Origin of the sequence: Bradyrhizobium jicamae, assembly GCF_018130695.1 — a bacterium.
GTDB classification, from domain to species: Bacteria; Pseudomonadota; Alphaproteobacteria; order Rhizobiales; family Xanthobacteraceae; genus Bradyrhizobium; species Bradyrhizobium jicamae_B.
Genome location: NZ_JAFCJX010000015.1, coordinates 167,896 through 189,910 on the forward strand (window position 1 = coordinate 167,896; position 22,015 = coordinate 189,910).

The 22,015-nt window shown below is 65.5% G+C and carries 16 protein-coding genes; 4 read left to right on the plus strand and 12 right to left on the minus strand.

Annotated features, from left to right (window positions below; all coding sequences use genetic code 11):
* Positions 1-4: 4 nt before the first annotated feature.
* The 4 genes from JQ604_RS22785 to JQ604_RS22800 form a co-directional block, all read right to left on the minus strand.
* The gene (locus JQ604_RS22785; protein ID WP_212362036.1) at positions 5-748 is read right to left on the minus strand and encodes an ABC transporter ATP-binding protein; all 744 of its coding nucleotides are present in this window, start codon (positions 746-748) and stop codon (positions 5-7) included.
* Positions 741-2,402, minus strand: coding sequence for a branched-chain amino acid ABC transporter ATP-binding protein/permease (locus JQ604_RS22790; RefSeq protein ID WP_349631132.1), 1,662 nt, complete (start codon positions 2,400-2,402; stop codon positions 741-743). The genes JQ604_RS22785 and JQ604_RS22790 overlap by 8 nt, the downstream gene beginning before the upstream one ends.
* Positions 2,399-3,274 (minus strand): branched-chain amino acid ABC transporter permease, encoded by an 876-nt coding sequence (locus tag JQ604_RS22795; RefSeq protein WP_212362037.1) that lies wholly within the window; start codon positions 3,272-3,274, stop codon positions 2,399-2,401. Before JQ604_RS22795 ends, JQ604_RS22790 begins: the two co-directional genes overlap by 4 nt.
* 283 nt (positions 3,275-3,557) lie before the next feature.
* Positions 3,558-4,778 carry an amino acid ABC transporter substrate-binding protein gene (locus JQ604_RS22800; protein ID WP_249158563.1) on the minus strand — a complete coding sequence of 407 codons (1,221 nt, stop codon included), beginning with the start codon at positions 4,776-4,778 and terminating at the stop codon, positions 3,558-3,560.
* Positions 4,779-5,024: 246 nt separating this feature from the next.
* On the opposite strand from JQ604_RS22800, the gene JQ604_RS22805 reads away from it, so the two are divergent.
* Entirely contained in the window at positions 5,025-5,897 is an 873-nt protein-coding gene (locus JQ604_RS22805) for a helix-turn-helix domain-containing protein (RefSeq protein WP_349631133.1), read from the plus strand.
* Positions 5,898-6,210: 313 nt separating this feature from the next.
* Here JQ604_RS22805 and JQ604_RS22810 read toward each other — a convergent pair whose 3' ends face one another.
* Positions 6,211-7,644, minus strand: a complete 1,434-nt coding sequence (locus JQ604_RS22810; protein WP_212362040.1) for a helix-turn-helix domain-containing protein — start codon at positions 7,642-7,644, stop codon at positions 6,211-6,213.
* A gap of 145 nt (positions 7,645-7,789) precedes the next feature.
* On the opposite strand from JQ604_RS22810, the gene JQ604_RS22815 reads away from it, so the two are divergent.
* On the plus strand, positions 7,790-9,430 hold the full coding sequence (locus tag JQ604_RS22815) for an isocitrate lyase (protein WP_212362041.1): 1,641 nt from the start codon (positions 7,790-7,792) through the stop codon (positions 9,428-9,430).
* 335 nt (positions 9,431-9,765) lie between these two features.
* Here JQ604_RS22815 and JQ604_RS22820 read toward each other — a convergent pair whose 3' ends face one another.
* Both JQ604_RS22820 and JQ604_RS22825 read right to left on the minus strand, forming a co-directional pair.
* Positions 9,766-10,944 carry a serine hydrolase domain-containing protein gene (locus JQ604_RS22820; RefSeq protein WP_212362044.1) on the minus strand — a complete coding sequence of 393 codons (1,179 nt, stop codon included), beginning with the start codon at positions 10,942-10,944 and terminating at the stop codon, positions 9,766-9,768.
* Between the two features lie 53 nt (positions 10,945-10,997).
* Complete coding sequence (locus JQ604_RS22825; RefSeq protein WP_212362047.1) at positions 10,998-12,086, minus strand: TRAP transporter substrate-binding protein; 1,089 nt, start codon at positions 12,084-12,086, stop codon at positions 10,998-11,000.
* Between the two features lie 194 nt (positions 12,087-12,280).
* Between JQ604_RS22825 and JQ604_RS22830 the strand changes: the two genes are divergently transcribed.
* A complete protein-coding gene (locus JQ604_RS22830) occupies positions 12,281-13,345 on the plus strand; it encodes a ketopantoate reductase family protein (protein ID WP_212362049.1) in 1,065 nt (354 codons plus the stop codon).
* Positions 13,346-13,460: 115 nt separating this feature from the next.
* Here the strand turns inward: JQ604_RS22830 and JQ604_RS22835 are convergent, their stop codons facing one another.
* From JQ604_RS22835 to JQ604_RS22855, 5 genes are all read right to left on the minus strand, one after another.
* A complete protein-coding gene (locus JQ604_RS22835) occupies positions 13,461-13,817 on the minus strand; it encodes an HNH endonuclease (protein ID WP_212362054.1) in 357 nt (118 codons plus the stop codon).
* Between the two features lie 80 nt (positions 13,818-13,897).
* A complete protein-coding gene (locus JQ604_RS22840; protein WP_212362056.1) occupies positions 13,898-16,435 on the minus strand; it encodes a branched-chain amino acid ABC transporter ATP-binding protein/permease in 2,538 nt (845 codons plus the stop codon).
* Positions 16,432-17,307, minus strand: a complete 876-nt coding sequence (locus tag JQ604_RS22845) for a branched-chain amino acid ABC transporter permease (RefSeq protein ID WP_212362058.1) — start codon at positions 17,305-17,307, stop codon at positions 16,432-16,434. The genes JQ604_RS22840 and JQ604_RS22845 overlap by 4 nt, the downstream gene beginning before the upstream one ends.
* Positions 17,308-17,501: 194 nt before the next feature.
* Complete coding sequence (locus tag JQ604_RS22850) at positions 17,502-18,746, minus strand: ABC transporter substrate-binding protein (RefSeq protein WP_212362060.1); 1,245 nt, start codon at positions 18,744-18,746, stop codon at positions 17,502-17,504.
* A 350-nt stretch (positions 18,747-19,096) separates the two neighbouring features.
* Entirely contained in the window at positions 19,097-19,990 is an 894-nt protein-coding gene (locus tag JQ604_RS22855) for an IclR family transcriptional regulator (protein ID WP_212362071.1), read from the minus strand.
* 189 nt (positions 19,991-20,179) lie between these two features.
* Here JQ604_RS22855 and JQ604_RS22860 point away from each other — a divergent pair, with 189 nt between their 5' ends.
* Positions 20,180-21,979, plus strand: a complete 1,800-nt coding sequence (locus JQ604_RS22860; RefSeq protein WP_212362073.1) for a thiamine pyrophosphate-binding protein — start codon at positions 20,180-20,182, stop codon at positions 21,977-21,979.
* The last annotated feature ends 36 nt before the right edge of the window (positions 21,980-22,015 follow it).

The window sequence follows — 22,015 nt, forward strand, 5'->3', positions numbered from 1 at the left end:
GGGTCTACGGGGTTGGCCGTGATGCAGTGGTCGAAGTGCGCGCCTTGCCGAGATAGGCGCGCTGGATGTCGGGGTTGTTCTTCATGTCGCCGGCCGAGCCCGTGCCCGCGTTGCGGCCGGACTCGATCAGATAGACCCGGTCGGCGATGTCGAGGCTGGCGCGCGCGTTCTGCTCGACCAGCAAGACACTGACGCCGCCGTCGCGGATCTGCGTCAGCGCGCGAAACACCTCGCGGCTGAGCAATGGAGAAAGTCCGAGCGAGGGCTCGTCGAGCAACAGCAATGTCGGGTTCGACATCAGCGCGCGGCCGATCGCGACCATCTGCTGCTCGCCGCCGCTCATGGTCCGCACCGCCTGGGTCATGCGTTCAGTCAGGCGCGGAAACAGCGCCAGCACCTTTGCGAGCCGCTCGGCCTCGCCGGCGCGCGCCCGGGCCGGATAGGCGCCGAGCTGGAGATTTTCGGCGACCGTCAGCTCGCCGAAGACGCCGCGGCCCTCCGGCACCAGCGCGATGCCGCGCTCGACGATCTGATGCGCCGGAAGTTGCGTCAGGTCTGCGCCCTCGAAGCGGATGCTGGTGCCGGATGCCGGCGTGACGAGGCCGGCGATGCTCTTGAGCAGCGTCGACTTGCCGGCGCCGTTGGCACCGAGGATCGCGACGATCTCGCCGCTTGCGATTTCGAGGGCGACATCGGCGAGCGCCTGATGCTTGCCATAGAAATGGGAGAGCGCCCTGACCTCAAGCATCGGCGCCTCCGAGATAGGCGGTCACGACCGTGGGGTCGGACAGCACCTCGTCGGGGACGCCGCGCGCAATCACGCTGCCGGCGTTCATGACGATGCAATGGCCGCACAGCGCGCGGATCGCATCCATGACATGCTCGACCATGATGATGGTCGTGCCGCGATCGCGCAGCCTGGCGATCAGCGCGATCCCGGTCTCGAGCTCGCTCGGATTGAGACCGGCGAGCCATTCGTCGAGCAGCACGAGCTGCGGCGTGAGCGCGAGCGCACGGGCAAGCTCCAGCCGCTTCTGGTCGATATAGGTCAGCTCGCCGGCGGGCGTGTCGTGCATCTGGGCGAGGCCGACGAGGTCGAGCAGCTCGCGGCCGGTCGCGCGCGCAGGTGCTGTGCTGAACAGGGCGGCTGCCGCCACATTCTCGGCGACGGTGAGATCGGCCATCACCCGCACCAGCTGGAAGGTGCGGGCGAGACCGAGTCTGGCGATCCTGTACGGCTTCAGCCCGGTGATGACAGTGCCGCCGAACCGGATCGCGCCCGATGACGGCGCCAGTGCGCCGGAGAGCAGGTTGAGCAGCGTCGTCTTGCCGGAGCCGTTCGGGCCGATGATGCCGACGATCTGTCCGGCTGCGACCTCGAAAGAGACATTGTCGACGGCGCGCAGGCCGCCGAAGGATTTGCTGGCGCCGTCGACTTGCAGCAATGGCCCGCTCCGCGCGCGAACCGGTGCTGTGCCCTTGGCGCCGCCCTCGGGAGTCGACCATGACCAGGGCGAGATCAGCCCGATCACGCCCCTCGGCAGCAGCATCACGATCAGCACGAAAATCACGCCGAGCACGATGCTGAAATGGTTCGGCAGAGTCGCGGTCAGAACTTCGAACAGCAGCACCAGCGGGATCACGCCGAGCACTGGACCGAACAGCGAGCCGGCGCCGCCGAGCAGCGCCATGATCACGACCTGGAACGAGATCATCGGATTGAAGGCGATCGACGGATCGATGTAGGTCCAGCGCGGCGCCATGATCGCACCGGTCACCGACATGAAGACGGCGCTGAGGATGAACACCGCGAGCTTGATGCGGACAGCGTCGATGCCGGAATGGCTGGCGGCGGTTTCGTCGGCGCCGATCGCACGCAGCGCCAGGCCATAGCGCGAGCGTCCGAGCAGGAAGCCGGTCAGGAACACCAGCGCGGTGAGGCCGAGCAGCTGCCAGTAGAGCACGTCCTGGGTGACCGCGCTGAAGAGATAGCGGCCAACCGATTTGTGGATGTTGACCTCATACCAGATCACGAGCTGGCGGATCAGCTCGGCGAGGCCAAAGGAGAAGATCACGAAGTAGATGCCGGACAGCCGCAGCGTCGAGAGGCCGGTGATCGCGGCCACCAGCGCGCCGATCGCCGCTGCGGCCAGCAGCACGACGGGCCAGGACCAGGTCTCGCCAAGGACAGCGGCCGTGTAGGCGCCGATGCCGAAGAAGGCGACGGTCGCCAGCGAGATGTAACGGGTCGGGCCGGAGAACATCGCCCAGGCGGTCGCCAGGATCGTGAAGTAGAGCACGCTGATGCCGAGCGCGAGATAGTAGCCGTTGACGTAGAGCGGGAAGGCGATGAGAGCCGCGGCAAGCGCGAGCCCCGCACAGCATGCGATGGCTTTGCTCACGCGGCGGCCCTCCCGAACAGGCCGGTCGGCCGGATCAGCAGGACTGCCAGAAACAGCGCATAGGTCGCGGCGAGCGTCAGGCCGGGATCGACCAGCCGCGCCACCGCGGTCTCGACCACGCCGAGCATCAGGCCGGCGACCAGCGCGCCCAAGACATTGCCGACACCGCCCATGATCACGACGACCAGCGCCTTCATGGTGAAGACCACGCCCATCGAGGCGTTGAAGGTGAGGAACATGCTGACCAGCACGCCGCCGATCGCGACCAACCCGCCGCCGCAGGCAAAGGCAAAGCCGGACATCGCCGGCACGTCGATGCCGACCAGCCGCGCGGCGCCGGCATCGACCGCGATGGCGCGGACCGCGGTGCCGACCCGCGTGCGCGTCAGCAGGAGATAAACCGCGGTGCCGATCGCAGCCGCGAACAGCAGCGCGACCAGGCGATTCACCGCCAATGTCGTGCCAAGGACGACGACGGGAATCGAGAGGTAGCTGTAGCTGTAATACTGGCCGCCGAAGGCGATCAGCATGACGCCCTGGACGGCGAACAGCACGCCGAAGGTGACGAGGATGCTGTCGATCTCCTGCGCACCGCGATCCTTGCCGCGCCGCATCAGCCGCGCCAGCAGCAGCCGATACAGCAGCCAGTTCAGCACCACCGCGCAGGGCACCGCGAGCAGCAGCGCCACCAGCGGGCTGACGCCGAGGCCGGTATATAAAGTGAGCGCGCCGAACGCGGCCGCGATCAGCGACTCGCCATAGGACAGGTTCATGATCCGCGCGACGCCATATTGCAGCGTGAGACCAAGCGCGATCAGGGCATACATGCCCCCCAGCACGAGGCCCGGCAGAACGATATCGATCAGCAGCATGGCGTGTTGTGTCCGAGAGCGGGACGTTACAAAACTAGATCGGTTTCCAGGCAGGCTCGCTGCAAGAGCATCGAAGTGATGTGAGCAGCGTCGCTAGCCTCCCTCTCCCGCTCGCGGGGGAGGGCGGGGTGGGGGTCTCGCCGCATTGGGAATCCCACTGTGGAGACACCCCCACCCGCCACGCATCTGCGATGCGTGTCGGCCTCCCCCGCAAGCGGGAGAGGCAAGGCGAGCCGGCGGCGAGCGTCGCGCCTTTCATATGCGGTCGCGCGCCAAGCGAGCGTCACTGCCACTGCGGCTTGGGCACGACGGGGGTGCGGGCGCCCGGCAGCGATGTCGGCGCCAGCGCGTAGAACTCGCCGTTCTGCCACTGGCCGACGCTCCAGACTTCCTGCAGCAAGCCATCCTTCAGCTTGATCTTGCCGATGATGGTGTCGAACGTGCCGGAGCGAATTTCGGCGGCAATCGCGGTGCGGTCGAGCTTGCCGACCTTCTCGATCGCCTGCTGCAGCACCTGAAGGCTGGCATAGGTGATCGAGCTCGCCCAGCGATCCGGCTCCTTGCCGGTCGCGGCCTTGTGGCGGGCGAGATAGTCCTTCAGCTGCGGTGAGTCGGCGTTCCAGCCGCCGATCCCCATCACGCCGTCGCTGTTGGCGGCGAACTTGCCCTTGTAGAGTGGGAACGCGGTGCCGACGCCGACATAGAAGACCTTGGGATTGAACTTCAGAAGCTGCGCCTGCTCGGTCAGCGCGATCGTATCCGGCGGATAGCTGAACGCGATGAACGCATCGGGCTTGGCCGCGATCGCGTCGTTGAGCAGCGGCTGCAGGTCCTGCGAGCCCATCGGATAGGTCTTGTCATAGGTCAGCGTGAAGCCGGCCTTCTTGAAGGCCTCGCGGCCGGCGGCCGAAAGCTCGATGCCGAACTGGTCGGCGACGCTCACCATCGCGATGTTGGGGCCGATCTTGCCCTCGCTCTTCAGCTTGCCGAGCAATTCGGCCAGCCCCTCGGAAATCTGCGCCGAGGTGCCGAGCCAGAACGTCGCGTTCGACCAGCGTTTTGCCAGCTCCGGCGCCTTGTCGGTGACTGACGTAACGGCGAGATGCGGATAGCCGAGCCGGTTCAGCGTCGGGCCGACTGCGAGATTGAGGCCGGTGCTCCAGGGCGGCAGGATGAAATCGACCTTGTCCTGATTGGCGAGGCGCTCGATCGCGCGCACTGCTTCTTCCGAGCTCGAGCGGTCGTCATATTCGACGATTTCGATCGGCAGCTTCTTGTCGCCGAGCTTGATGCCGCCGGCGGCATTCACGTCCTTCACCCATAATTCGTAGTTCGGCAACGTGGTGATGCTGGCGCCGCCGGCATAGGGACCGGTCTTGGAGATCGCATAGCCGATGCGGATTTTCTCCTGGGCATCGGCCGTGGGCGCAAAGGTCGCCAGCGCCGCGGCGATCGCCGCCAGCCTGGTGATGCGCAGCATCGTTGGACGGTTCGTCGCAAGCATGTCGAGCCTCCTGTCGAGTTTCACTCGAGCGATTGTTGGCAATGCAGGTCGTTTCCTGTCGTCCCGGCTTTCTCTTTGCGGTGGCTTGCCGCCACGCCCGGACTTGACCCAGCAAGCACCCTCGGCTTTGCTCCGGCAATGGACAGATCTGGCGAAAGCTTGGATATATCCGGTCAATCCGGCCAACTGCGTCGAGGGGTCGCGGGGGCGGGCCGGGCGCCATCCGTCCCGGCGGCCGGGCCGGCGGTGATCGGGGCCGAGGTGATCGCCACCCATTATGAGGCGCGGCGCTGGTCGCTCTCGTCCAGGGCGGCGCGGCCGTTCATCCATCTGCTCTGCCTGCATGCGGGCGGCGTCGCCGAAGTGGTCGGTGCGGGCAATGCGATCGCGTTGTCGGGGCCGGCCATCGTCTGGCTGCCGGCGGGATCGGCCGAGCATCTCGATGTCGCGGCGGGGACGAGCGCCGAACTGCTGCAGCTCAAATCCGGCGCGTGGCATCGCTATCTGCCGCCCTCGGCGGAGCCGGCCTATCTCGCGCTGGAAGCGGCCAGCGGCATCCTCGCGCTTCCGGTCGCGCCCGATCTTGCCACGACCGTGTCGCGGTCGATCGCGGCGATCACCGCCGAGATCGCGACGCCGGCGCGCAGCGGCGCGGCGTCGATCATGTCGGCGGAACTGACGCTCTGCGCCTTGCGCTTCTGGCGCCTGTTCGCCGGCGACAGCGAGTCCGAGGAGGAAGGCAGCAGCGCCGAGATCCTGAGCCGCTTCCGAAGGCTGGTCGAGGAGCGCTATCACCAGCAGCTGCGGGTGGCCGACTATGCCGCGCTGCTCGGCATGACACCGGACCGCCTGCACGCGCTGTGCAGCCGCGAGCTGAAGCGATCGCCGAGCGCGCTGATCCAGCAGCGCATCGTCCGCGAAGCCGCGACGCGGCTGGAGGCCAGCAGCGCCACCGTCAAGCAGATCGCGTTCGCGCTCGGCTTCAAGGACACGGCGTATTTCAGCCGCTTCTTCAGCAAGCACACCGGCGAAGCGCCGGGCGCCTGGCGTCGGCGCGTCGCCGCGCGTGTCAGGAGCGGGCGCGCCAGGCCGACGCTGAATTTCGCGGACTGGCCGTGAGGTCTCGCGTTTCAGTGCGGATATGGACGCAACTCGTGGGATGACGCTGCGCGGCTACGAACGATTAACGACTCAGCTCTACCCAAGAGGACATGCGGTTACGTCCCCTGCTCAAGTTGCTGTTCCAAGGCGGTGTGCGCGTTGCGGTCGCATCGCTGACCGTTGGGTGCATCGTCTTCGGTCTCTATGTCACCGTGATCCACGTCCAACCTCAGACGAAGACGATCGCGGAGGCCGCGCCGAAATCAGGCTGCATGCCAAGCCATTGCCGGCCGAAGGTCGCTGGCGGGCGATAATCGAAGCGCCCTCGCGCTCAATCCGCCGAGAATCCGAACGGCACGCTCAATGTCCTGAAATCGTCAGGCAAGATCTCGCGGCCGATCGGCAGCGCCGAGCGTGCCGCGCATTTCGGGCGGTGGCAGACGCGACAGGCGACGCCGATCGGGGTCGGTTCATCCGCGCGCGGGCATTGGCCGTCGCGCGTGTAGATCAACTGGCTGGCATGCTCGGCGGCGCAGCCGATCGCGATCGCGCGCTCGACGCGGATGGCGCCGAACGAACCGCCGCCGGCGGTGACGGTGCGGGCGATCGAGAAGTAGCGCTGGCCGTCGGGCAGCTCCAGCCATTGCGTGACGATCTGGCGCGGCGTCTTGAAGATGCCGTGCACCGACCACAGCGGACACGCGCCGCCATGCTTTGCGAATGGAAATCCCGCGCCATCGAGCAGCTTCGAGATGTTGCCGGCGGGATCGACGCGGATCAGGAAGAACGGCACCTTTTCCAGGCCCGGCCGCTGCAAGGTCGTGATGCGATGAGCGGTCTGTTCAAAACTGGTCCCGAACTGGCGCGCCAGCGCCTCCAGGTCGTAGCGGCGGGTCTCGACGGCTTTCGCAAAGGTCGAGTAGGGCATGATGATCGCGGCGGCGGCGTAAGCGGCAAGCGCGCGGCGCGCCAGCAGCTCTGTGCTCTTTGAGGTGAACTGGGCGCCTTCGAGCGCTCCGCCGATCTCGTCGTCGAGCTCGAGATAGGCGAGCTGCTTTGCCAGTTCGAAATGCAGGCTGGCATTGTCGAGGGAGTCTTCGATCAAGAGCTGCCGGCGATGCAGGTCGAGGCGCCGGACCGAGCCGAGCATCACGTTCGGCGGCAGATAGCGGACCTGCAGATTGTGACGCGACTGCAACCGTTCGACGAAGCCATTGGTGCCGGCGGGCATCTGCGCCAGCCGCTCGGCGGCGTCATCGAGCTGCGGAAAATTGTTGCGGCGGGCCGCGAGGAAGCGGCGCACCTCGGCGACGGGGTCGTTGGCGTCGAAGTTTTCGCCCGGCGCCGCTGATGTCGCCGGCATTGCGCGATCGGCGAGCGCGAGCTGCTCCTCGCGATAGGCGGTGTAGAGACGCAGGAAAGCTTCGGTCACGCCGGGATAGCTGACCGCGAGATCGGAGATCTCGAGCGCGGGGATGTCGATGTCGGCGAACATCGCCTCCTTCATGATCGCCTGCATCCGCGCCGCATGATCGGCGCCGCCGTCGCCAGCGAGATCGGCGAGATCGATCTTGTAGGTGCGCGCCAGCCGCAGCAGCATGTCGGCGGTGACCGGCCGCTGGTTGCGCTCCAGCAGCGCGACGTAGGGGGCGGAGATTTCCAGATCCGCCGCCATGTCGGCCTGGGTCAGGCCGAGGTCGCGCCGCAGCCGGCGCAGGCGGGGGCCCATGAAGACGGAACGGGTGCTGGACGGGGAGGTCGCCATGGTCCAATTCCTCTGGATTGTAATGTTATTACAGCATTACATCGCTTTCTTGTAAAGAATGACAAGTTTTCCGCGCCATGGCTAGCGGTTCGTGATGCAGCGCGTCAAATAGGTGGCAGTTACCGTCACCAAAGGGATCACGAACATGAACTTCCAACCGCGCGGGATCAGCGATCGGACCCTCCAGGGCCCGGCTTCCTATCAAGAAGAGATCGAGTCGGCGAAGGCGTTGCTCGAAACCAAGCCGACCTGGAACGGGGTGACGGCCGAAGCCGTGGCGCGCATGCGCCTGCAGAACCGTTTCCGCACCGGCCTCGACATCGCCCGCTACACCGCGGCGCTGATGCGTGCCGACATGGCGGCCTATGACGCCGACCCGACCAAGTACACCCAGTCGCTCGGCTGCTGGCACGGCTTCATCGCCCAGCAGAAGCTGATCTCGATCAAGAAGCATTTCGGCGGCAAGACCGATCGCCGTTATCTCTATCTCTCGGGCTGGATGATCGCGGCGCTGCGCTCCGAGTTCGGGCCGCTGCCCGACCAGTCGATGCACGAGAAGACCTCGGTGCCGGCGCTGATCGAAGAGCTGTACACCTTCCTGCGCCAGGCCGACTCGCGCGAGCTGAACGACATCTTCCGCACGCTCGACAAGGCGCGCAAGGAAGGTGACAAGGCGAAGGAGAAGGAGCTGATCGAGAAGATCGACAACTTCCAGACCCATGTCGTGCCGATCATTGCCGACATCGACGCCGGCTTCGGCAATGCCGAGGCGACCTACCTGCTCGCTCGGAAGATGATCGAGGCGGGCGCCTGCGCGCTGCAGATCGAGAACCAGGTCTCGGACGAGAAGCAGTGCGGCCACCAGGACGGCAAGGTTACCGTGCCGCATGACGTCTTCCTTGCGAAGATCCGCGCCTGCCGCCACGCCTTCCTCGAGCTCGGCGTCGAAGACGGCATCGTCGTGACCCGCACGGACTCGCTCGGCGCCGGCCTGACGCAGCAGATCGCCGTCAGCCACAAGCCCGGCGATCTCGGCGACCAGTACAACTCTTTCCTCGATTGCGAGGAAGTGACGGCTGCGAACGTCAAGAACGGCGACGTCATCATCAGCCAGAACGGCAAGATGATGCGCCCGAAGCGGCTGCCCTCGAACCTCTACCAGTTCCGTCCCGGCACCGGTGCGGATCGCTGCGTGCTCGACTGCATCACCTCGCTGCAGAACGGCGCCGACCTGCTGTGGATCGAGACCGAGAAGCCGCATATCGAGCAGATCGCCAGCATGGTCGACCGCATCCGCAAGGTCGTGCCGAACGCGAAGCTCGCCTACAACAACTCGCCGTCGTTCAACTGGACGCTGAACTTCCGCTGGCAGGTCTACGATGCCATGAAAGAAGCCGGCAAGGACGTCAGCAAGTACAACCGCGCCGAGCTGATGAAGCCGGAATACGACGATACGCCGCTGGCCATCGAAGCCGACGAGCGCATCCGCACCTTCCAGGCGGATTCCTCGAAGCGTGCCGGCATCTTCCACCACCTGATCACGCTGCCGACCTATCACACGGCCGCGCTGTCGACCGACAATCTGGCGAAGGATTACTTCGGCGAGCAGGGCATGCTCGGCTACGTCAAGAACGTGCAGCGCGCCGAGATCCGTCAGGGCATCGCCTGCGCCAAGCACCAGAACATGGCGGGCTCCGACATCGGCGACGATCACAAGGAATACTTCGCCGGCGAAGCGGCCCTGAAGGCGGGCGGCGCGCACAACACGATGAACCAGTTCGGCTAAGCCAAGCCGACAGGTTGCTCAACAAATGCGGGGCGCCCTCTCTGAGGGCGCCCCGCAATGCTTTTGAAGAGATCGCATCGCAACCACGATCTTCACCTCTCCCCGCCCTTTAGCGGGGAGAGGTCGAAATTCGCGTCAGCGAATTTCGGGTGAGGGGCCGTGCACGATCGTGCCACACGGACAGTCCGACCGACTCCTCGATCGATCAGTCGGCAAACAGGAGAACGCGGGGCTGTCAGTTTGCCTCGCCCCTCACCCGCCGCCTGCGCTGCGCTCCGACGTCGACCTCTCCCCGCAAAAGCGCGGGGAGAGGTGAATGTCAGATCGATTCCGCTTTACCGCGACGCAGCCGCCAGCCGATAGGCGCCGCGTTCGAACGCGTCGTAGACGGCGAGCGCCTGGGCATCGGCGAACGGCAGGAACTGCATCATGATCACGCCGGCGATGCCCTGCGCGGGATCGATCCAGAAGAAGGTGTTGTTGATGCCGCCCCAACTCAGGCTGCCGGGCGCGCGCTTTCCCGCGACCTGATCAACGGTGATCAGGAACCCCAGCCCCCATTTGTCTCTGTTGTCGGCGATGAAGGTGAAGTCGGCGCTGCGCGGCAGCACGCTGTTCATCGCTGGCACCGAGACCGCGCCGATATGGTTCTCGCCCATCAGCGCCACCGTGTCGGCCCTCAGCACCCGCGCGCCGTCGAGCGCGCCGCCATTGAGCAGCATGCGGACGAAGCGGCCGTAGTCTTCCGCTGTCGAGGCAAGACCGCCGCCACCGACCGGCGAGGGAATCGAGAGCCCGAGCTGCGGATCCTGCAGCTCCACCGCGCCGTCCATCCGCGCGCCGCCGCGCTGCTGCTGCGCGACGAGGCGCTCAGCCTTGGCCTGCGGCACGTTGTAGGAAGTGTCGGGCATCCCGAGCGGTGCGAAGATGTGTTCGCGGAAATAGTCTTCCAGCTTCTGGCCCGCGATCACCTCGACGAGACGGCCGACCACGTCGGTAGAGGTGCTGTAGTGCCAGCGCTCGCCGGGATCGAACAGCAGCGGCCCGCCATACGGATAGGTCTTGCCGTCGGCCGGCCTGAAATCGCGCCAGATTTCGCTGGTGAAGGGATAGGCGAGGCCGGACGTGTGGGTAAGGAAGTGCCGGACCGTCGGTGGGCGCGCGGCGGAACGAAGCTTGTAGGCGCCGGTTGCCGCGTCGAAGCTTTCAAAGACCTGAACGCCAACGAGCTCCGGCAGATATTTTTCGGCCGCATCGTCGAGCCCGAGCCTGCCCTGTTCGACGAGCTGCATCAGCGCCACCGAGGTGATCGCCTTGGTCATCGAGGCGATGCGAAACAGCGCATCGGTCGTGAGCTTGCGCCTGCTCGCGACATCGGTCACGCCGAACGCGTTCCGGTACAGCACGCGGTCGCGGTCGGTGACCAGCGCGACCACGCCCGGAACGTCCGTGCGCGCGATCGCATCGCGCAAGTCGGCGTCGAGGGCCGCCTCGGCGCTTGCTGCCTGATCCATCAAAGCCTCCCCTTTGTTGTTCTTGGCGCCCTCAGGGCGCGGTTGTCGCGTGCTCAGGTCTTGCGGGTTTTGCTGAGCAGATAGTTGTCGTAATAGTTTTCCGCGATCTGGGTGTAGAACAGCACTTCCTTCATGTAGGCGTCGTGGCTCTCGCGGGTCTTCTTGAACAGCGGGCTCTTCTCGGAGATCTCGTTGAGGTGATCCTGCGTCGCCTTGTAGCAGGCTTCCATCACCGGCTGCGGGAAGGCGCGCAGCTCTGCGCCGCCGGCGATCAGCCGCTTCAGCGCGGCGGGGTTCACGCTGTCGTATTTCTCCAGCATCCAGGCGCCCGCGGCCGAGCCGGCCTGGTTGAGGACCGCCTGGTACTGCTTGGGCAGCGAGGCCCATTTCTCGTCATTGACGATCATGTGCAGCATGGCGCCGCCCTCCCACCAGCCGGGGAAGTAGTAGTATTTTGCGACCTTGTAGAAGCCGAGCTTTTCGTCGTCATAGGGGCCGACGAATTCCGCGGCGTCGATCGAGCCCTTCTCCAGCGCCGAATAGACGTCGCCGCCGGCGATCTGCTGCGGCACGATGCCGAGCCGGGCCAGCACATGGCCGCCCATGCCGGCGATGCGGAATTTGAGGCCGTTGAGGTCCTCGACGGTCTTGATCTCCTTGCGGAACCAGCCGCCCATCTGGGTGCCGGAATTGCCGCACAGGATGGCGTGCGCCTTGAACGGCTTCAGCGCCTCGTTGGTGAGGTCGGCGCCGCCGCCGAACGCCCACCAGGATTCCTGGTGGCGGTGGTTCATGCCGAAGGGCACGCCGGTGGCATAGGCCAGCGCCGGCTCCTTGCCGATGTAGAAATAGAGCGGCGTCTGCGCCATCTCGACGGTGGCGACGCTGACGGCATCGAGCGCCTGCAGGCCGGGCACCAGCTCGCCGGCGGCGAAAGTCTGGATCTGGAACTTGTTGTCGGTGACCTCGGCGACGTATTTCGCGAAGGTCTGCGCGGTGCCGAAAATGGTGTCGAGCGACTTCGGGAAGCTCGAGGTCAAACGCCATTTGATCTCGGGCATGCCTTGCGCGATCGCAGGCGCCGCAACCAGCGTTGTCGCGCCGGCCAGCGCGCCGCCCTTGAGGAATGTCCGGCGTTTCATGATGGGGGTACTCCCTTGATTGCAATGTCTGGCGCAGGCGCGGCCCAGCGGCTGATCCCTAGCATAGCGGAGGCGCCGGCAGGGCTAAAAGACGTTAACGTTTAAGGCCCTTTGCGCGATTGTCATATCCGCCGATTGGCGATAACACCCCCGCGGTATGGGGCTGCCCCAAGCATAGCGATGAAAGAGAGAGCATGGCGCGCAATATTCTGATTCTCGGGGCCTCCTACGGCTCGCTGCTGGGGACCAAGCTGCTGATGGCGGGGCATAACGTCACGCTGGTGTGCCGGCAGAAGACGGCCGAGCTGATCAATCGCGACGGCACCGAGGTGCGCATCAAGCTGCGCGACGAGGCCGTGCATCGCGCGATTGTCTCGCGCAACCTGCCCGGCAAGCTCGATGCGGTGACGCCGGGCAATGTCGACGTCTCCCGCTACGACATGGTCGCGCTGGCGATGCAGGAGCCGCAATACACCAACCACACCGTCCGCGTGCTGATGGTGAAAATTGCGGCTGCCGGGCTGCCGTGCCTCTCGATCATGAACATGCCGCCGCTGCCATACCTGAAGCGCATTCCCGCGCTCGCTGGCATGGACCTCGAAGAGGCCTACACCAACGCGCAGGTGTGGGAGCGCTTCCAGCCGGGCCTCGTCACGCTGTGCTCGCCCGATCCGCAGGCGTTCCGTCCGCCGGAAGAGGCGGCCAACGTGCTGCATGTCGGCCTGCCCACCAACTTCAAGGCCGCGGTGTTCGAAGACGAGGCGCACAACAAGGTGCTGCGCGAGCTGGAAGCCGACATCGACGCGGTGACGCTCGACGGCCAGGACGTGCCGGTGAAGCTGAAAGTGTTCGACTCGCTGTTCGTCCCGCTGGCGAAATGGTCGATGCTGCTGACCGGCAACTATCGCTGCATCACGCCATCGGAGCCGCAGTCGATCCGCGACGCCGTGCACGGCGACATCAAGCAGTCGCAGGCGATCTACGACCACGTCGACGGCATCGCGCGGAAGCTCGGCGCCGACCCGGCCGACCAGGTGCCGTTCGCGAAATACGCCAAGGCGGCGGAGAGCCTGCTGAAGCCGTCATCGGCGGCGCGTGCGGTCGCCGCCGGCGCGCCCTTCATCGAGCGTGTCGACCTGCTGGTGAAGCTGATCTCGCACCAGCTCGGCGCCCCCAGCGCCGACATCGACCGCACCGTGGAGACCGTCGACGCGAAGCTGAACGAGAAGATCGTGCAGGGCGGCTCCGGCGCGCAGTGATGCGGCCGAACTGACGGTGACCAAATCAGAAAGGCCGCTGGCGAAACGCTGGCGGCCTTTTTCGTCGTGAACCTGCTCCGCGCTCCGTCCCACCAAACCGTCAGGGATCGACTAGCTACGCTTCGCCGAAAACCTCTTTCGCCAGTTCGGCCACCAGCGGCTTGAGCCGCTTGTGGCTGATGTTCGGCGTCGCGGCGATCTCCGCGAGGCGCCTGGCGACCTCGGGCCACTGATTGGTCTCGCGAGGATCGATGTTGTCCTTGGCCATGTTGCAATCGAAGCAGGCCAGCACGCGGTTGAACCTGGCATTTCGGCCGCCCTTCGAGAGCGGAATGAAATGGTCGACGGTGGCCTGGACCTTACCCAGACGTTTGATCCGCGGCAGTCCCATGCCGCAATAGGCGCAGCGGCCGCCCCAATCGAAATAGCAACGCTTGTAGATAATCCCGCCCGTTTGCGCTTGCCTAGGCATGGTCCCCGTGCGTCCTTCGTTCTACCTCCACACCTGATATACCGAATCGGCTCAGAAGACGATACCCGTCCGCGCGCCTTTCACAGCCACAGCACCTTCTTCCGGTAATCGAGATCGACCAGCAGCTGGCTCGCCGGGCCCTCGTGGAACACCGCGCCGCGCTCCAGCGCGAAGACGCGGTCGGCCAGCGCGAGGACGAGGTCGAGATTGTGCTCGACGATCACGATCGAGATCTTTTCGCGCAGGCGGTCGAACACTTTGAACAGGTCCAGGATCACGGCGGGCGCGAGGCCCTCGAAGGGTTCGTCGAGCAGCAGCAGTTTGACGTTGCCCGACAGCGCGCGGGCGACGGCGACCATCTGCTGCTCGCCGCCGGAGAGATAGTCGGCGGCGACGTTCATGCGCTGCTGCAGGCGCGGGAAGTGATCGAGGATTTCCTCCTCGCTCCAGACCACGCCACCCGCGCCATCGGTGGCGCGGGCGAGGCGACCGAGCGCGAGATTATCGCGCACCGTCATGCCCGCGAACAGGCCGCGGCCCTGCGGGACATAGCCGATGCCGAGCCGGGCGATGTCGGGCGCGGGGAAGTTGGAGATGTCCTTGCCGTCGAACGCGATGCTGCCAGACGCCATCGGCGTCAAGCCCGCCAGCGTCTTCAGCAAGGTCGACTTGCCGGCGCCGTTGCGGCCGAGCATGGCGACGATCTCGCCCCGGCGCACGTCGAAGCTGGCGTCATGCAGGATGTGGCTCTTGCCGTAGAAAGTGTTGACGCGCTCGAAGCGCAGCAGCGGAGTGGCCTCCGTGGCTGCATCGGCGCTGCGCGCATGCTCGACCGGCGGGATGCCCGTGCCGGTGTAGATCTCCTGCACGCGGCGGTCGACGCGGACCTCGGCGGGCGATCCGGTCATCAGCACCTCGCCCTGGTTCATCACGGTGACGTGGTGCGAGAAACCGAGCACGCGGTCGATGTCGTGCTCGACGATCAGGATCGGCACTTTCGCGGCGACTGACTTGATCAGGTTGGAGACGCGCTCGCGCTCGGCGGCGGCCAGCCCCGCGAGCGGCTCGTCGAGCAGCAGCACCTTCGGCTTCGAGCCGAGCGCGATGCCGAGATCGACCAGCCGCTGCCCGCCATAGGAGAGCTCGCCGCCCTCGATGGTCTCGATGCCTTCGAGGCCAAGGAATTTCACCAACGCCTGGGTCTCGGCGTGGATGTCCTTGTAACTGTCGATGTCGCGCCAGAGATTGAATCGTCTCGGATGCTGCGCCTGCCGCGACAGCCGCAGGTTCTCGTAGATCGAAAGCCCCTTGAACAGATTGGTGATCTGGAACGAGCGCGACAGGCCCTGGTGGCAGATCAAGTCCGGCGGCGTGCCCTGGATCTCGCGCCCGTTCAGCGCGATCGTGCCCTTGTCGGTCGGATAGAGGCCGGAGACCAGATTGAACAGCGTCGTCTTGCCGGCGCCGTTCGGGCCGATCAGCGCGTGGATCTCGCCGGCGGCGATCTTCAAGCTGGCGTTCGACACCGCGCGGATGCCGCCGAACGATTTCGAGACGCCGGCGACATCGAGCACGATGCCGACGCGGCTCTCGGGGATCAAGAACTCCGGCAGCGGCAGGCCGTCATAGGTCTTGCGCCGGCTCATCGCGGCGGCCTCTTCCGGTGCGGGCCAGAGGCGGCGTGATATTTGCGACCAGATGCCGACGAGTCCGTTGGGCGAATACATCACGAAGCCGACGAAGATCAGGCCGAACCAGAGCAGCCAGTTTTGTGTCCAGATCGAGAACAGCTCGCGGAACAGGATGAAGAAGAGCGCACCGAGCGCGGGGCCAAGCATGCTGCGCATGCCGCCGATGACGACCATCGCAAGCAGCTCGCCGGAGAACGGCACCGAGACCGATTCCGCCGACACCAGATAGTTCTGGAAGCCGATCAGCGCGCCGGCGAGGCCGGTGACGACGGCCGAGATCACGAACACCGCGAGCTTGTAGCGCTCGACCGGATAACCCTGAAAGCCTGCGCGGAGCTGGTTCTCGCGGATCGCCACCAGCACATGACCGAACGGCGAGCGCACCAGCCGCAGCAAGAGGTAGAGCGTCGCGAGCGCGATCAGCGCGACGACGATGTAATAGGTCAGCGTGTCGTCGAGATGAAGAGGGCCGAGATGGCCGCGCTTCAACCCGCCGAGCCCGTCCTCGCCGCCGGTCAGGCTGGTCCAGCGGAATGCGGTGGTATAGGTCAGCGCTGACAACGCCAGGGTCAGCAGCGAGAAATAGACGCCGCGTCGGCGCAGGATGATGATGCCGATGATCGTTGCGCTCACGGCGACGACGACTGTCGAAGCCAGTAGCGGCAGCCAGATCTGGCCTGGAAAATAATGCAGCTGGATCAGGCCGGCGGCGTAGGCGCCGATGCCGAACCAGGTGCCGTGGCCGAATGAGACGAGGCCGGTGTAGCCGATGCAGAGGTTGAGTCCCATTGCGGCGACCGACAGCGCCACCACCTGAATGCCGCTGTTCAGGGACAGGCCGAGCGCGCGCAGCAGGAACGGCAGCGCGATCAGCGCGAGTGTCGCCAGCAACAGCGGGCGATATTTGTCAGCGGCGGACCTCGTCATTCGAACTTCTCGATGCGCTCGCCGAGCAGGCCGCGCGGCCGCACCATCAGCACCAGGAACATCAGCACATAGATCGAGGCTTCACCGGCGGCCGGCGCGAAGTGGATGGTAATGCCCCTGACGACACCGACAAGAAGGGCGGCGATCACCACGCCCCAGAAGCTGCCGAGGCCGCCGATCACCACCACCACGAAGGCGACCGTGATGATCTCGGCGCCCATTGCCGGATGCACGATCGAGATCGGCGCAAAGAACGCGCCGCCGAGTGCGGCCATGCCGACGCCGAGCATCACGATCGCGGTCATGTAGGGCTGCAGCCGGATGCCGAGCGCCGCCACCATGTCCGGCCGCTGGATGCCGGCGCGCACCACGCGGCCGAACGAGGTCTTGTGCAGCAACAGCCAGACACCGAGCAGCACCGCCGCCACGACGCCGAGGATCAGCAGGCGATAGCGCGAGAACAGGAAGTCGCCGACAAAGATCGAGCCGCGGAACGCCGGCGGTATCGCCGCCGACAGCGGCGCAGCACCCCAGACGATGCGGATCGCCTGCTCGGTGACCAGCGCGAGGCCGAAGGTGACGAGCAGACTCAGGATCGGATCCGCCGTGTAGAAGCGGCGCAGGATGAAGCGTTCGAACAGGATGCCGAGCAGCGCGACCGCGACCGGCGACAGCACCACCGCCGGGCCAAAGCCGAGATATTGTGTGAGCTCGACGGAGGCATAGGCGCCGAGCGCATAGAACGCGCCATGCGCGAGATTGACGATGCCGCCGACCGAGAAGATCAGCGACAGCCCGAGCGCGATCAGGAGATAGTAGCCCCCGAGCACGAGGCCATTCACCACCTGTTCCAGCAAGAATGAGAATTGCATGTTTCTACAGCTCGGTGAGGCGAACCGCATCCGCGCGGTAAGTGCGCCCCCTCTCCCGCTCGCGGGGGAGGGCTGGGGTGGGGGTCTCTCCGCGAGTCATATTGTGGAAGCAGCCCCCACCCGCATCGCATCTACCGATGCGATGCGACCTCCCCCGCGAGCGGGAGAGGTGAATGGAGCCTGCGGCCAGTCCATCACACCTTCATCTCACACGGATTCTGCGCCTTCGTCGGATAGATCGATTCCAGCGGCGCGCCGGCCGCCGGCACCGCATCACCCAGCACCAGCATGTCCCATTTGTCCTTCATGTCGCCCTTGGCCTTCACCGTGAATGGATAGGCTTCCTGCACCAGCTGATGATCCCAGGCGCGGAAATAGGCCTTGCGGTCCTTCAGGATGTCGAACTCGGTCTGTTTCTCGAAATAGCCGATCAGCTTCTCGGTGTCGGTCGACTTGGTCTCGTTGATCGCCTGCGCCAGCATCTTCAGCGAGACATATTCGATCCAGGCGTGGTTCTCCGGCGGCTTGTTGTACTTCTTCTCGAAGGCGGCGACGAAGGCCTTCGAGCCGGCGTTGGCAAGCGTGTGATACCAGACGGTCGGCCAGATGCCGCTGAGATTGCCTTCACCGGCGGCCCAGGCATCGCCGGTGTTGAGGTTGAAGCCAACCAAAGGATAGGGGAAGCCGAACTCGGCATATTGCTTGACGAGGTTGGTGACCTGGTTGCCGGCGAGATTGCAGCAGACCACGTCGGGCTTGGCCTGGCGGATCTTCAGCAGATACGGGCTGAAGTCGGTGACGTCGGTTGCGATCATCTCGTCGCCGATTAGGTTGGCGCCGTTGGCGTCGAAGAACAGCTTTGCCGCCTTGAGCAGATCGTGCCCGAAAATGTAGTCCGCGGTCAGCGTGACGAACTTCTTGCCCTTCACCATGCCCTTCGCCAGCAGCGCGGTGCCGACCGCATTGACCATCACGGTGTTGGGGATGTCGCAGTGGAAGGAGTAGCGGTTGCAGCTCTTGCCGCGCAGCGCATCCGAGCGGGCGCCGGTCGAGAAGAACACCTTCTTGTTGCGCTCGGCGACCTGCATGATGGTCAGCGACGAGGCCGACGAGATTTCGCCGAGCAGCACCGCCGCGCCGTCCTGCTCGAACATGCGCTGGGCCTTGGTGGATGCGGTGGCGGGATTGACCGAGTCTTCCGAGATCAAATCGATCTGGCGCCCCATGACGCCGCCGGCCGCGTTGATCTCCTCGGCTGCGAGCTTCACGCCGAGCTGCGCATAGCCGCCGATCGCGCCGAGGAAGCCGGTGAGCGGCGTCAGGTGACCGATCTTGAGCTTGTCGGATTGCGCACGAACGATCGATGGACATCCGATCGTAGATAGGCCGGCGATGATGGCGCTGTCGTGCAGGAACTTGCGTCGGCTGTAGCGGATCATGGTCTCCTCCCGGGCGGCGTGGCCAGCTCTCGTCGCGTATGCGACATTGTGAGAGACATTTTTTTATTATTGGAGGATATTTCCGGACGCGGTGGTGCGTGTCAACGTCAAACAGCGCCGCGCGTCTTTGGTCGTAGAAGTGACGGTTATGCCGCGATCGCTTCTTCGCCTCGCCCCGCTTGCGGGGAGAGGCCGGAACGCATCGCCAGATGCGTTCCGGGTGAGGGGGAGTCTCCGCGAATTCGGTATGACCATTCGTGCGGAGAGAGCCCCTCACCCCAACCCTCTCCCCTCAAGAGCGGGGCGAGGGGGCGCAGTCCCGCCGCGGCAAGCGCTCAACGGTGCTTCGGTCAGCTCGGCTTCGCCAGCCCCTTCGCACCGAACTCCACTGAGAGCCGGTTCGCGGTCGCGCGCACCGCCTTGGCATGCGTCTGCAGCGCCTGGTTGGTTAGCCGCCAGATCGGGCCGGAGATGCCGAGCGCGCCGATGATCTGGCCGGTGAAATCCATCACGGGCACGGCGATGCAGCGCACCTCGGCATTGTACTCGCCGTCGTCGAAAGCAATCCCGGTGCGCCTGATCTCGTTGATCTCACGGACCAGCGCCGCCGCATCGGTGACCGACTTCTTGGTCGACGGCTTGAGCTCAGTCCGCTCCAGGAAACGCGTCAACTGATCGTGACGCAGCGAGGCCAAAATGATCTTGCCCAGCGCGGTGCAATGCGCAGGCCGCACCACGCCGACGCGGTCGGTGAGCTGGAACGCGCCGGGACCCGCGGTGCGCGCGATCACCACGACGGCATCGCCCATCCGCACCGCGAAGTGGCCGCTCTCGCCGGTCTCGCGCGAGAGATCCTCGAGAATCGGCGTCGCCACATTGACCATCTCGATCTCGTCGAGCGCGCTGGCGGCGAGCGCGAACAGCGGGCGGCCGATCCGGTAGCGTTTCGTGTCCTTCTCCTGGCGCATGTAGCCGAGCGACACCAGCGTCTTGGCGAGGTGGAAGGTGGTGGAATTGTGCAGGCCGACCAGCTTGCTCAGATCCGCAAGCCCGATGCCGTCGCGGTGACGTGCGACCTCTTCCAGGATCGAGAACGCGCGGCCCAGCGACTGCACGCCACCGCGGGCGCGATCCTCGGCGTCCTCGTCGATGTCGCGATGCGGCGATTGCACCAGCTTGGCGATCGCCGCCTTGCGCAGGCCGGGCGGCTTTCCGTTGGCCTTCTCTTTGGTGCGCGCTTTCACGGGGCCTCTCTTTGCGGCGGTGATGCCGTATCACAATAGCAATTGACGTTCGGTATTATGAGACATACCGTCCCGCGTATCAAGGCCGGGGCCAACCGGCGGGGCGGCGATGAGCTGCCAAAAAGCCGGCAGGGCGGCGTCAGCCGCCGAAAAATAAAGTCCGTTGGGCGTCATGGGAGAGTGCAGGCGATGTCAGGCAATAGGCTCAACGGGGCGCAGGTCATCGTCGACTATCTGATCCAGGAGAAGGTGCCGCAGGTGTTCGGCCTGTGCGGCCACGGCAACATCCAGTTCATCGATGCGCTGTATGAGCGCTCCTCCGACATCAAGACCATCTCGGTGCACCACGAGAGCGTCGCGGGCTTCATGGCCGACGTCTATTACCGCGTGTCGGGACGGCCGACCGCGACCTTCACCTCCTGCGGCCCGGGCTCGGCGAATCTGCCGATCTCGCTGGCGAACGCATTCCTGGATTCCGTGCCGTTCATGGCTGTCACCGGCAACGTGCCGACTAGCCAGTTCAATCGCGGCGCGTTCCAGGAGATGTATCGGCACTATCAGGCCGACTTTCCCTCCACGGTGCGCACGATGTGCAAGAAGGTGTTCCAGCCGACCCGCGGCGAGATGGTGCCGCTCGCGGTGCGGCAGGCCTGGAAGACCATGACATCAGGGCGGCCCGGGCCCGTGGTGCTCGACGTGCCCTTCGACGTCTTCATGGAATCCGCGGCCGAAGAGGCGCCGAACGCGCAAGCGTGGAACGCCAACATCTCCAGCCGCTGCGGCGCCGATCCCGAAGGCGTGGTGAAGGCCGTCGACATGCTGCTGTCGGCGGAGCGGCCGGTGATCCTGATCGGGCAGGGCGTGCGCTATGGCGGAGCGGCGGCGGAATTGAAGAAGCTCGCCGAGCGGCTGCAGATTCCGGTCGCGGCCTCCGCCAGCGGCCTCGGCGGCCTCGATTGTCACCATCCGCTCGCGCTCGGGCTCGTCGCGCGCGCCGGGCACTATCAGGCCAATCACGCGACGCGGCAGGCCGATGTGCTGTTGGCGCTTGGCGTGCGCTTCGACGACCGCACCTCGAGCTCGTGGATTCCCGGCTACTCCTTCACCATCCCGCCGACGCGGCTGATCCATGTCGACATCGATCCCGAGGAGATCGGCCGCAACTATCCGGTCGCGCTCGGGCTGATGGCCGATGTGCGCGTGTTCCTGCAGCAGGTCCACGCCGAGCTCGACCGCCGCGCCAGTCTCACGGCGAAAGCGGATGCGCGGCAGAAGTGGCTGGCGCAGATCGACACCTATCGCAGGGAGTGGGACCGCTTCGTCGCGCCCGGCTTCTCCGACGACACCACGCCGATCAATCCGCAGCGCGCTGCGGCCGAGATCGACAAGGCGCTGCCTGAGGATGCGATCCTGGTCAGCGACATCGGCGTGCATCACAACTGGCTGCTCGGCTTCTGCAAGCCGCGGCGGCCGGATTCGCTGATCGGCTCGATGGGGTTCGGCCCAATGGGCTTTGGCGTCGCCGGCGTGATGGGCGCGAAGTTCGCCGCTCCCGACCGGCCCTGCGTCTCCGTGTGCGGCGACGGCGCCTTCTTCATGCACGCCAATGTGCTGGGCACGGCGGTTGAATACAATCTGCCCGTGGTCTGGGTGGTCTGGAACAATTACGCCTATGCCTCGATCCGCGGCTTGCAGCGCGGCTATCTCAACGGCCGTGAGCTCGCGACCGACTTCAAGGACCCCAACACAGGCGAGCGTTACAATCCGGATTTCGCCGCGATGGCGCGCGCCTGCGGCGTCGAGGGCGTGCGGATCGATCGCGCCGCCGATATCGGCGAGGCCGTGCGCAGGGGCATCGCGGCGAACAAGCCCTATCTGATCGACGTCGATATCGCCGCCGACGTCAATCCCGTCGGCGCCGGCGTCTGGGAATTGCCGGGCCTCGGCCAGAGCAAGGCCGGCATCGGCACGCGCTATCAGCCGGCCTGATCGCGGCACACGACATCATCAGCGAAGGACAACAAC

Excerpts from the sequence above, each read along its gene's own strand:
- JQ604_RS22785 (WP_212362036.1), bottom strand. The coding sequence starts at position 748 with ATGCTTGAGGTCAGGGCGCTCTCCCATTTCTATGGCAAGCATCAGGCG.
- JQ604_RS22795 (WP_212362037.1), bottom strand. The coding sequence starts at position 3,274 with ATGCTGCTGATCGATATCGTTCTGCCGGGCCTCGTGCTGGGGGGCATG.
- JQ604_RS22800 (WP_249158563.1), bottom strand. The coding sequence starts at position 4,778 with ATGCTTGCGACGAACCGTCCAACGATGCTGCGCATCACCAGGCTGGCG.
- JQ604_RS22810 (WP_212362040.1), bottom strand. The coding sequence starts at position 7,644 with ATGGCGACCTCCCCGTCCAGCACCCGTTCCGTCTTCATGGGCCCCCGC.
- JQ604_RS22815 (WP_212362041.1), top strand. The coding sequence starts at position 7,790 with ATGAACTTCCAACCGCGCGGGATCAGCGATCGGACCCTCCAGGGCCCG.
- JQ604_RS22820 (WP_212362044.1), bottom strand. The coding sequence starts at position 10,944 with ATGGATCAGGCAGCAAGCGCCGAGGCGGCCCTCGACGCCGACTTGCGC.
- JQ604_RS22825 (WP_212362047.1), bottom strand. The coding sequence starts at position 12,086 with ATGAAACGCCGGACATTCCTCAAGGGCGGCGCGCTGGCCGGCGCGACA.
- JQ604_RS22830 (WP_212362049.1), top strand. The coding sequence starts at position 12,281 with ATGGCGCGCAATATTCTGATTCTCGGGGCCTCCTACGGCTCGCTGCTG.
- JQ604_RS22835 (WP_212362054.1), bottom strand. The coding sequence starts at position 13,817 with ATGCCTAGGCAAGCGCAAACGGGCGGGATTATCTACAAGCGTTGCTAT.
- JQ604_RS22840 (WP_212362056.1), bottom strand. The coding sequence starts at position 16,435 with ATGACGAGGTCCGCCGCTGACAAATATCGCCCGCTGTTGCTGGCGACA.
- JQ604_RS22845 (WP_212362058.1), bottom strand. The coding sequence starts at position 17,307 with ATGCAATTCTCATTCTTGCTGGAACAGGTGGTGAATGGCCTCGTGCTC.
- JQ604_RS22850 (WP_212362060.1), bottom strand. The coding sequence starts at position 18,746 with ATGATCCGCTACAGCCGACGCAAGTTCCTGCACGACAGCGCCATCATC.
- JQ604_RS22860 (WP_212362073.1), top strand. The coding sequence starts at position 20,180 with ATGTCAGGCAATAGGCTCAACGGGGCGCAGGTCATCGTCGACTATCTG.